Annotated in this window: 10 protein-coding genes; 6 read left to right on the forward strand and 4 right to left on the reverse strand. The window is 29.3% G+C overall.

All coding sequences use genetic code 11. The features are described 5' to 3' along the window. The first annotated feature begins 6 nt into the window (after positions 1-6). A complete protein-coding gene (gene fusA / locus ACOTVC_RS07720; RefSeq protein WP_039617755.1) occupies positions 7-2,082 on the forward strand; it encodes an elongation factor G in 2,076 nt (691 codons plus the stop codon). Between the two features lie 563 nt (positions 2,083-2,645). Here the strand turns inward: fusA and ACOTVC_RS07725 are convergent. The 3 genes from ACOTVC_RS07725 to putP all read right to left on the reverse strand — a co-directional run bounded on the left by ACOTVC_RS07725 (position 2,646) and on the right by putP (position 6,556). Then, a complete protein-coding gene (locus tag ACOTVC_RS07725; RefSeq protein WP_257906754.1) occupies positions 2,646-4,016 on the reverse strand; it encodes a hemolysin family protein in 1,371 nt (456 codons plus the stop codon). 89 nt (positions 4,017-4,105) lie between these two features. Next, positions 4,106-5,077 carry a putative transporter gene (locus ACOTVC_RS07730; RefSeq protein ID WP_257906753.1) on the reverse strand — a complete coding sequence of 324 codons (972 nt, stop codon included), beginning with the start codon at positions 5,075-5,077 and terminating at the stop codon, positions 4,106-4,108. Then, complete coding sequence (gene putP, locus ACOTVC_RS07735; RefSeq protein WP_214116271.1) at positions 5,078-6,556, reverse strand: sodium/proline symporter PutP; 1,479 nt, start codon at positions 6,554-6,556, stop codon at positions 5,078-5,080. A gap of 142 nt (positions 6,557-6,698) precedes the next feature. On the opposite strand from putP, the gene ACOTVC_RS07740 reads away from it, so the two are divergent. Both ACOTVC_RS07740 and modB read left to right on the forward strand, forming a co-directional pair. Beyond that, positions 6,699-7,904, forward strand: coding sequence for a saccharopine dehydrogenase family protein (locus tag ACOTVC_RS07740; RefSeq protein WP_421628208.1), 1,206 nt, complete (start codon positions 6,699-6,701; stop codon positions 7,902-7,904). 35 nt (positions 7,905-7,939) lie between these two features. Further along, positions 7,940-8,611 carry a molybdate ABC transporter permease subunit gene (gene modB, locus ACOTVC_RS07745; RefSeq protein WP_421628210.1) on the forward strand — a complete coding sequence of 224 codons (672 nt, stop codon included), beginning with the start codon at positions 7,940-7,942 and terminating at the stop codon, positions 8,609-8,611. 85 nt (positions 8,612-8,696) lie between these two features. Here modB and ACOTVC_RS07750 read toward each other — a convergent pair whose 3' ends face one another. After that, complete coding sequence (locus tag ACOTVC_RS07750; protein ID WP_039625525.1) at positions 8,697-8,882, reverse strand: hypothetical protein; 186 nt, start codon at positions 8,880-8,882, stop codon at positions 8,697-8,699. Positions 8,883-9,075: 193 nt separating this feature from the next. Between ACOTVC_RS07750 and ACOTVC_RS07755 the strand changes: the two genes are divergently transcribed. Genes ACOTVC_RS07755 through ACOTVC_RS07765 form a run of 3 tightly spaced genes read left to right on the forward strand, consistent with a single transcriptional unit; the run spans position 9,076 to position 10,356 of the window. Next, the gene (locus ACOTVC_RS07755) at positions 9,076-9,573 is read left to right on the forward strand and encodes a hypothetical protein (protein ID WP_052243250.1); all 498 of its coding nucleotides are present in this window, start codon (positions 9,076-9,078) and stop codon (positions 9,571-9,573) included. Beyond that, entirely contained in the window at positions 9,570-9,881 is a 312-nt protein-coding gene (locus ACOTVC_RS07760) for a hypothetical protein (protein WP_039625527.1), read from the forward strand. The genes ACOTVC_RS07755 and ACOTVC_RS07760 overlap by 4 nt, the downstream gene beginning before the upstream one ends. Then, complete coding sequence (locus tag ACOTVC_RS07765; RefSeq protein ID WP_421628213.1) at positions 9,856-10,356, forward strand: hypothetical protein; 501 nt, start codon at positions 9,856-9,858, stop codon at positions 10,354-10,356. Before ACOTVC_RS07760 ends, ACOTVC_RS07765 begins: the two co-directional genes overlap by 26 nt. Positions 10,357-10,813 lie beyond the last annotated feature (457 nt).

Here is a 10,813-nt window from a genome sequence, read left to right on the forward strand (position 1 = left end):
TAAAGCATGTCAAGAAGTACTCCTTTAAAAAGAGTTAGAAATATAGGTATCGCAGCTCACATTGATGCTGGTAAAACAACTACTAGTGAGAGAATTCTTTTCTTTACAGGTATGAGTCATAAAATTGGTGAGGTTCATGATGGTGCAGCTACAATGGACTGGATGGAGCAAGAAAAAGAAAGAGGTATTACAATTACTTCTGCTGCTACAACTTGTTTTTGGAAAAATCACCAAATTAACCTTATAGACACTCCAGGCCACGTTGACTTTACAATCGAAGTTGAAAGGTCAATGCGTGTTTTAGATGGTGCTGTTGCGGTATTTTGTTCAGTAGGTGGAGTTCAACCACAATCAGAAACTGTTTGGAGACAAGCTAATAAATATGGCGTTCCAAGAATTGTTTTTGTAAATAAAATGGATAGAATCGGTGCAAATTTCTTTAATGTAGAAGAGCAAATTAAAAATCGCTTAAAAGGTAACCCAGTTCCACTTCAAATTCCAATTGGTGCTGAAGATAATTTCAAAGGTGTGATTGATCTTATCACTATGAAAGCTTTAGTATGGGAAGATGAAAATAAGCCAACTGATTATGTAGAAAAAGAAATTCCAGCTGAGCTTAAAGAAAAAGCTGAAGAATATCGTACAAAAATGATAGAAGCGGTTTCTGAAACAAGCGATGAATTAATGGAAAAATATCTAGGCGGTGAAGAACTTACTCAAGAAGAAATCAAAGCAGGTATTAAAGCAGGGTGTTTAAGCCTTTCTATGGTTCCTATGCTTTGTGGTACAGCTTTTAAAAATAAAGGTGTTCAACCATTGCTTGATGCTGTTGTTGCTTATTTACCAGCTCCTGATGAAGTTGCTAATATCAAAGGTGAATATGAAGATGGTACAGAAGTTTCTGTAAAATCAACTGATGATGGTGAATTTGCAGGTCTTGCATTTAAAATTATGACTGACCCTTTTGTTGGGCAATTAACTTTCGTTCGTGTATATAGAGGAAGTTTAGAAAGCGGTTCTTATGCATACAACTCAACAAAAGATAAAAAAGAAAGAATTGGCCGTCTTTTGAAAATGCACTCTAATAAAAGAGAAGAGATTAAAACTTTATACGCAGGAGAAATCGGAGCGGTTGTTGGTCTTAAAGACACTCTAACTGGTGATACTTTAGCAAGTGAAAAAGATAAAGTTATTCTAGAGAGAATGGACTTTCCAGATCCTGTTATTTCAGTTGCTGTTGAGCCTAAAACAAAAGCAGATCAAGAAAAAATGTCTATTGCTTTAAATAAATTAGCTCAAGAAGATCCAAGCTTTAGAGTTTCTACAGATGAAGAAAGCGGTCAAACTATCATCTCAGGTATGGGTGAACTTCACTTAGAAATTATCGTTGATAGAATGCTTCGTGAGTTTAAAGTTGAAGCAGAAGTTGGTCAACCTCAAGTTGCTTACCGTGAAACTATTAGAAAAACAGTTGAGCAAGAGTATAAATACGCTAAACAATCAGGTGGTCGTGGTCAGTATGGTCATGTATTCTTAAGACTTGAGCCACTTGAGCCAGGTAGTGGTTATGAGTTTGTAAATGATATCAAAGGTGGGGTAATTCCAAAAGAATATATTCCAGCAGTTGATAAAGGTGTTCAAGAAGCATTGCAAAATGGTGTTTTAGCAGGATATCCTGTTGAAGATGTTAAAGTAACTGTTTATGATGGAAGCTATCACGAAGTGGATTCTTCTGAAATGGCATTTAAACTTGCAGCTTCTATGGGCTTTAAAGAAGGTGCTAGAAAAGCAGGTGCGGTAATCTTAGAACCTATGATGAAAGTTGAAGTTGAAACTCCAGAAGAATACATGGGTGATGTTATTGGTGATTTAAATAAACGCCGTGGTCAAGTAAATTCAATGGATGAAAGAGGTGGTAATAAAATTATTACAGCATTTTGTCCTTTAGCTGAAATGTTTGGTTATTCAACTGATCTTAGAAGTCAAACTCAAGGTCGTGCTACTTACTCTATGGAATTTGATCACTATGATGAAGTTCCAAAAAATGTTTCTGAAGAAATTATCAAAAAAAGAAACGGTTAATCTATCAAGATGAGCTTATTGCTCATCTTGAATTATTTATGTCCTTTTAAATTAATTAAATTAATTACTCATTCATTAATTTCATATGCTTTTTCAAAACCTTTAACATATCTTCCATTTTTCAGTATAAGTTGAAATAAATGAAAATGTTGTGTATTCTTAATGACTTGAATCACTTCTTTATTGTTTTTATTTTCATAAGCATTTAATACTTGCTCAAAGAGTTGATTATCTCTTGTTATTTCTATACATTCGTTCTAAATTTAAGTCTTTTTCTTGCAAAGATTGACATGCAATCTTTTTCATCTTCTATAAACGTAATTTCTATGTTTTTATTATTGTATTTTACTCCTTCAAAGTGTAAATATAAAAGTTATTTTTAATTTTTATAATGGGCGTATATGAGTATACTATTTTTGATTATTTAAATTTAAAGAAGATACCATAATGCTTTTGCATTCTTGTATAAACTGATTAATTTTATCTTGTAATTATATATATTTTCCTTGTGGTTAGAATCAATAAGATTGCGAGGGTTGTATGAGAGCAAAAAGAAGAGTTTATCACTCTTCTTCATCAGTATTTTTGCGTACAACTTTAATACGTTCTATACTATTGCCATCCATCTTTTTGACTTCATAGTAGCAGAATTCATCTTCTATTCTATCTCCAACCACCGGTAAGCGTCCCAAGAGATTGAAAACATATCCACCTATAGTGACTTGTTCTAGCTCTTCATTAAAGCATATATTAAGCATTTCTTCCACTTCACTAATTTCATATCTTCCTTGAAATTCATAGATATTTTCTGCAAGTTTTTTAAAATGTGGACTAGAATCATCATGTTCATCGTTAATATCTCCAACGATTTCCTCCATAATATCTTCCATGGTTAAAAGACCGGCTGTCCCACCATATTCATCTACTACTAATGCTGTGTGTACTTGTTCTTTATTCATCATGAAAAGTACTTTGGATATGCTGATATTTTCTGGAACTAAGATCATTTTGATTAGAAAATCATCTAAATTTTTCTTATCTTTACTAAGTTCATTTTGCATGATGTCTCTAATGTGCACCATACCCAAAATGATATCTTTAGATCCATCTATATACGGAAAGCGTGTATGTTTGTACTGACAAACTATTTGCATATTTTCTTCATAGCTTCTTTGTTTGTTAAGACATATCATATCTTTTCTAGGTGTCATGATTTCTTTTGCTACTGTATCTGAAAAATCAACAGCATTGCGTATGATTTCAGTTTCAAACTCATCCAGTATTCCACCTTTTTGACTTTCACTTGCAATAAATTTAATTTCTTCTTCAGAGTGGCTTAATTCATGTTCTTTAGCGGGTTTAATGCCTATAGCTTTTAAAGAAATTGCAGCTAAAAAGTCAAATGTTTTGATAAAAGGTAAGAAAAGTAGCCAAAACAAATGCAAAGGTCTTGCAATCCATAAAACAGCTTTATCTGCAATAGCTATGGCAACGCTTTTTGGAACTAATTCACCTAATACAACATGTAATAATGTAATAATAGCAAAAGCAATAACAAATGCTATGGTATGAATTAATGCTGGAGCTAAGCCTAAATTTGCCAAAGGCACTTCAAGAATTTTAGCAATAGCGGGTTCGCCTATCCAACCAAGAGCAAGAGAGCTTAATGTGATACCAAGCTGACATGCACTTAGATAAGTGTCAAGTTTAGAGGTAACTTCTAAGGCTTTTTTAGCATTACGTTTTTTTTCTTTTACCATTTCTTCAAGTTTTGATCTGCGAACTTTGACAATGGCAAATTCAGATAAAACAAAAAATCCATTTAAAAGCACTAAAGCTAATGCAACAAGAATCATAAAAGTAGAATAGCCTACATCAATTGAGGTAACAGCAGGTAATGTTTGATTTAAGTCTAAAGATTGACTGGGGTCCAAAAAAACTCCTTATAATAAAATTTTTGCAAAATTATATCAAATCAAAACTATAAAATTAGCTTAAAATAAATGACATATTTTAAATTAATTTAATGTTTTCTATATTCAATATTTTTTTCAAATTCATCTAAGCGTTTATAAATGCTACGCAATTGTGTGATAGTTGTCCAATTAGTGATAAAAATACTAAATGAAGATCTAACTTGATCGAAAGCATTGCCAACTTGTATGATAATTCCAAGTTGTATAAGTCCTAAAAACAAGCTTGGAGCTATGATTAAAAAAGGCACTATAACCATGATTTGCTCAAATAAATAAAGCCATATATTAAAATACCCATAATGCAAAAATAATCTTTTATAATTGATTTTAAGTCCAGTAAATAAACTTAAAATACTTTCATCGCTCGCATAATTTTTTCTATCATCTTCAGCAAAAACAAGTTCTTTTCTAAAAGCAGCTTCGGCTTTTTGATTATTATATTCAAGACCAGGTAATTTAATGCCAACAAACCATGATATAACAAGACCTCCCAAAGAAACTAAAAATGCAATCCATACTAAAGAGCCATTAATGTCTTTTAAAATAGGTAAATTAACGTGTGCACTTAACATCCATAAAATTGGCACAAAAGCAATTAAAGTCATAATTGCCTTAACAAAAGCCAATCCTAAGCTTTCTATGATTTTTGAAAAATTATAAATATCTTCTTGAATTCTTTGTGAGCTACCTTCTATATTGTCATCTTTTTTTTGCCAAAATTTAATATAATCAAAAGTCATAGCCTCACGCCATTTAAAGGCATAAATACTTCCAAAATATTGTGTGATAGTAGCGATTAATACATAAGGCAATGCTAAATATAAAAATTGCTTAATAAAATGATAAAAGTCATCTATGCTGTGATTTTTTGCATCTTGTAAAACATCATAAAATTCTTTATACCATTCATTTATTGCAACATTAATGGAAGTTTGAGCGAGTAAAGAAGCTAGCAAAAAAAACAAACCCAAATAAGCCCACAATGCCCATTTTTTTGAATAAAAAAAGGATTTAAACATTTAAATTTCTTTTAACATTTTTTCATAGTGTTTTATTGTATATTTTTTTGCTTTAAAAATTATACTAAAAATCACAATAAAACAACTCGCAACTAAAAATCCAGGGATGATTTCATAAATTGCTATAAAATTTGAGCCAAAATGTTTGTAAAATATAACAGTTAAAGCCCCGCTAACCATTCCAGCTATAGCACCTTCTTTGCTCATATTTTTATAAAATAAAGAAAATAAAATAACACTTCCAAAACTAGCACCAAAACCAGCCCAAGCGTAAGAAACTATACTTAAAATTTGACTTTGAGTATCAAGTGAAAGTATAAAAGCTACACATGCAACAGCTAAAACACCTAGACGTGATAATAAAGTAATATTTTTATCATTTGTTTTTCTTTTTAAGATTTGTGTATAAAAATCTTGCACCAAGCTAGAAGCGCATACTAGTAGTTGAGAACTCGCAGTACTCATTATAGCTGCTAAAATTGCACTGAGTAAAATTCCTGCAACCCAAGGATTAAAAAGCACTTGAGACATTACAATAAATATTCTCTCAGGGTCATTTAAAGTAAGATTAAATTTGGCTATATAAGCAATACCTAAAAATCCTATCATAGCAGCACCAAATAAAGAAATTACCATCCAAGTTATACCTATAAAAGTTGCAGTAGGAATTTCTTTTACATTTTTTATAGAAATAAAGCGGATTAAAATGTGAGGTTGGCCAAAATAACCAAGTCCCCATGCTAGGGTTGATACCACGATTAGCCAACCACCACCGTCTAAACCAAAGGCTTGAGGTTTTACATCATTTATAGTAGAAAAGGCTTCACCAAAGCCACCAAGTTCAAAAATCATCACAAAAGGAATGATGATTAATGAGCTCATCATTAAAAGTCCTTGAATCATATCAGTCCAGCATACGGCTTTATAACCACCTAAAAAAGTGTATAAAACAATAACTAAAAATCCAATGCTTAAAGCAAAAATATAAGGTAAATTAAATACGCTTTCAAAAAGCTTAGCACCACTTACTAATCCAGCGCTAATGTAAATAGTAAAAAATACTAAAATAACTATTGCACAAATGCTTCTTAAAATATGCTTATCATCATGAAAACGGCTTTCAAAAAAATCAGGAATTGTAATACATTCTTTAGCTATTTGAGAAAAAATCTTTAATCTTTTAGCAACAAAGGTCCAGTTTAAAAACATACCAAAACTTAAGCCTATGGCTATATAAATTTGCCCTAATCCAGCTGCATATAAAGCACCAGGAAAAGCCATTAAAAGCCAACTACTCATATCAGAAGCACCTGCACTTAAGGCAGATATTACAGGCCCCATGGAAGCATTACCAACAAAATAATCTTTACTGTTTTGATTTTTTTTGTAAAAATAAAAACCTATAAAAAGCATTAAAAATGCATAGGTGATAAAAGTAATAACAATAGGATAAGAAAGTTCCACACTTTGTAAATTCATAAGTGTCCTTAAAAAATTTAAAAACTATCATTTTACTTGTTTTGGTTTAAAAAAACATTATAAAAATTATTTTTTGTTTTTTTATTTCAATGCTTTATAAAGTTTTTTTGTTACAATTTTCTAAAAAATTTAAGGAAAAATGATGAAAAATCTTTTGATTATAGGTGCAGGTGGTGTAAGCCGTGTTGCGACTGTAAAATGTGCAATGAATAGTGATGTCTTTAGTAAAATAACCCTAGCAAGTAGAACTAAAAGTAAATGTGATGAAATAGCAGCTTTTATAAAAGAGTGTTTAGGTGTAGAAATTCAAACTGAGCAAATAGATGCAGACGACACTGCTGCTGTTGTAGAACTTATCAAAAAAACAGGAGCTGAAATTTTACTAAATGTAGCTTTACCTTATCAAGATCTTACTTTAATGGATGCGTGTATTCAAACTAATATCCATTATGTAGATACTGCAAATTATGAACATCCTGATTTGGCTAAATTTGAATATAAAGAACAATGGGCAAGAAATGATAAGTTTAAACAAGCAGGAATTTTAGGACTTTTAGGCAGTGGATTTGATCCAGGTGTTACTAATGTATTTTGCGCTTATGCACAGCAAAATTTGTTTGATGAAATTCATTATATAGATATATTAGATTGTAATGCTGGAGATCATGGCTATGCCTTTGCAACTAATTTTAACCCTGAAATTAACTTAAGAGAGGTTTCTGCTAAAGGTCGTTACTGGGAAAATGGTAGATGGATAGAAACTGAACCTATGGAAATAAAAATGGAGTGGGATTATCCTGAAGTAGGGGTAAAGGATAGTTATTTACTTTATCATGAGGAGCTTGAAAGCTTAGTAAAAAATATCAAAGGTTTAAAAAGAATAAGATTTTTTATGACTTTTGGGCAAAGCTATTTAACTCATATGAAATGTCTCGAAAATGTTGGTATGCTAGGTATTAAGCCTGTTATGCATCAAGGCAAAGAAATAATACCAATAGAATTTTTAAAAACTTTGCTTCCTGATCCTGCTGGTTTAGGCCCTCGCACCAAAGGCTATACTAATATAGGTTGTGTGATTCGCGGTGTAAAGAATGGAAAAGATAGACAAGTTTATATTTATAATGTTTGTAATCACGAAGAATGCTTTAAAGAAACCGGAGCACAAGCTGTGAGTTATACTACCGGAGTTCCTGCAATGATAGGAACAAAGCTAATTGCTAAAGGAATTTGGCAAGGAAAAGGTGTGTTTAACATGGAAGAATTCGATGCTAAACCTTTTATGGATGAGTTAAATACTCAAGGACTTCCTTGGAAAATTATAGAAATGGAGCCAAATTTAGGAAAATAATCTCAAGTCTTTTTTGACTTGAGAAAGTTTTAATAATGATGCAATTATTATTAAGTATAGATTGGACACCTTTTTTGGTTTCCATAAAGCTTTCTATTATTACTTGTATAATTTTGTTTTGTTTTTGCGTACCTCTTGCTTGGGTTTTTACTTTTAAGCAATTTAGAGCAAAAAAAATTCTAGAAACTATAATAACCTTACCTTTAGTTTTACCACCATCTGTTGTTGGTTTTTACTTATTGATTTTATTTTCAAAATACTCTTTTTTTGGAGAATTTTTAGAAAAACACTTTAATATCACCTTAGCTTTTACCTTTGAAGGTTTGGTGATAGCAAGTTGTATTTATTCTTTACCTTTTATGTTTAATCCTTTATATAATGCAATGTCTATGATTTCTAAAAATATTATAGAAGCTAGTTTTTCTTTGGGAAAAAATTCTTTCATTACGCTTTTAAAAGTAATCTTACCTAGTATTAAACCAGCTATACTCAGTGCTTTGGTAATAAGTTTTGCACATACTATAGGTGAGTTTGGTATAGTATTAATGATAGGTGGTTCTTTAAGCGGAGAAACAAAAGTAGCTAGTATTGCTATATATGAAAGTATGGAAAATTTAGATTTTGCTACAGCTCATATTTATAGTCTTATACTTTTAATTTTTAGTTTTATTGTTTTATTAAGTGTGAATTTATTAAAAAATAAATAACAAAGACTTATTTTGTTGCGTAATAAAATATAGATAATTAAGAATTTCAATCATTGAAAATAAATTATGTTAATAATTTAAGTGTCTATTTAAATTTTTCTATTTCTTCTAAAATTTCGTTTTCAATGTTCAGTAAATCTTCATATGTTTTTTTATGATATTCTAAAAGACTATCATATTTAAAACCAAGCATTACTATGCGATATAAATTTGGTTTATATTTTCTCCAATTATATAAAGTACTAACATCAATATCTAATTCATATGCCATATCTCGCTTTGTTTTCTTCAAGTCTATATCCTTAAATTACAAAAAATAAATTGTATAAAGTTTTTTCTTTATTAAAAACAATTGAAATATTCGATAAAAAATAATAAAATAATTGAAATATTAAATATATATTAAGTTACGTTGTGAAATAATTCAAAATCAAATTATGAAAATTAAAATAAAAAGGATTAAAATGGTTGGTTTAGATTTGTATTATTCAATAGAAAGTAAACTTCCAAGAAAATATCATTGGTTTACAAATTGGTACATAAAATTTGAAAAACCTAAAATTTCTAATGAAGAATTAAAACTGAAGTTTGAAAAACTAAATAATACACAATTAAATGAAGTTGCGTTTAAATTATCAAATACAAAAATTTTAAATCCAACAAAGGTTTTTTGGCTTTATAATTTTATATTTGGTGCATTAGGTGTTGCTAGATTTGCTATAGGGCATTTTAAAATTGGTTTATTTAGACTTATATTTACAATAATAGCTATCGTTGTTTCATTTTTCTTAAATATGAATCCTTATGATCCTTTAATAGGTTTATTATATATATTCTTTTACTATGGAGGTCATGGACTGTGGATAGCTGATTTGTTTATGGTTGGAGTAAGTCTTAGAAATCAAAATATAGAAAAAATTAATAATATTCTTGATGAAATTTTAGCAAAGGATAATGTGTGAATGCTGAAAACATAAAGCCTTTTATGGAAAGTGAAAAATATCCTTTTGATATTATTTTTAAAGATGATTTATTTGAAGTAGCTATTGGAGAAGCATCAACAAATAAAAATGAAATTTCAATAGGTATTAAAACATTAACCAAGAATTTTTCTTATAATAAAAATTCTTGTTATTTTATTTTCCCATCTCATTTTGGAATTGAATTCTTAAAAATTTTTATTGGCGAAAATAATAAATATAATCATAAAATTTTAAATGCTATAGAACAAATAAGGAGTTTTAATGAAAATAATAAAAATATTAATTAGCATAATGTTTGTTTTTTTCTTTAGTGCTTGTTATGATACAACACCAAAATGTGATGATAAGGTAGCATTAAAACTTTTAGAAGAATTAACTAAGGAAGAATTTGAAAGTATCTATGTAGAAAGTTTAAATCTTACTGGAGTTGGAAATTTTGGTGCAAATACAAATGAATTAGCAAATAAATATAAAGAATATTTGAAAAATGTCAAAGTTGATTTTTTAAATTTCAGAACTCAAGAAGAAAATGTTAAATATAAATACAAACATTGCCAAGTAGACATTAAGGCAAATTTCCCAAATACACCTGATGAGATAAAAGCACCTTCTAATTTAGTAAAAAATTTATTAGGACGAGAACTAAAAGATAAATATAAAACTATTGTTAATGGAAATGGTATGGAAGAGTTAAGTTTATATTATAGAGTACAGCTTAGCGATGATAACAAGCATGTTAATGTTGAATTGTTAGATTATTGATTAATATTTATTTTATATGTATATTTATTAAGGATTAATAAGTTTTATTAATCCTTTTTCAAGTATTTCGTGATTGTTGATTTTATATACTATTATAATACTTAATAATACAAAAATAATTTTTACACTAAAGGTTTTAATAAGCTTTTAGCTTGCTCTTTTTTGTTATTATACTATCATATACTATCAACCAATATCCCAATCTTTTTTTGCTAAACTCTAAGTATATATCCTCCAAACTTTCAATATCAAACCTATATATTACATATCATAATACACATCTATCCCTCTTTCTCTATTCTTTTCAGTGCTTCTTCCATTTTTTATCAAGCACCCCTCTTTTTTTAAACAAATTCCCACATGTCTAATCTATTTAATAAAACTTTAAGCTTTTATTGATATAATTTCATTTCCTTTTTTAACGAAAGGGTTTTAAAAAGCTAAGACTTTTTGTCTT

Origin of the sequence: Campylobacter sp. GB48 (assembly GCF_049221845.1) — a bacterium.
Lineage (GTDB): Bacteria > Campylobacterota > Campylobacteria > Campylobacterales > Campylobacteraceae > Campylobacter_D > Campylobacter_D lari_C.

Bases quoted from the DNA above. Each gene is read 5' to 3' on its own strand.
- fusA (WP_039617755.1), top strand. From the start codon at position 7: ATGTCAAGAAGTACTCCTTTAAAAAGAGTTAGAAATATAGGTATCGCA.
- ACOTVC_RS07730 (WP_257906753.1), bottom strand. From the start codon at position 5,077: ATGTTTAAATCCTTTTTTTATTCAAAAAAATGGGCATTGTGGGCTTAT.
- putP (WP_214116271.1), bottom strand. From the start codon at position 6,556: ATGAATTTACAAAGTGTGGAACTTTCTTATCCTATTGTTATTACTTTT.
- ACOTVC_RS07740 (WP_421628208.1), top strand. From the start codon at position 6,699: ATGAAAAATCTTTTGATTATAGGTGCAGGTGGTGTAAGCCGTGTTGCG.
- modB (WP_421628210.1), top strand. From the start codon at position 7,940: ATGATGCAATTATTATTAAGTATAGATTGGACACCTTTTTTGGTTTCC.
- ACOTVC_RS07750 (WP_039625525.1), bottom strand. From the start codon at position 8,882: ATGGCATATGAATTAGATATTGATGTTAGTACTTTATATAATTGGAGA.
- ACOTVC_RS07755 (WP_052243250.1), top strand. From the start codon at position 9,076: ATGGTTGGTTTAGATTTGTATTATTCAATAGAAAGTAAACTTCCAAGA.
- ACOTVC_RS07765 (WP_421628213.1), top strand. From the start codon at position 9,856: ATGAAAATAATAAAAATATTAATTAGCATAATGTTTGTTTTTTTCTTT.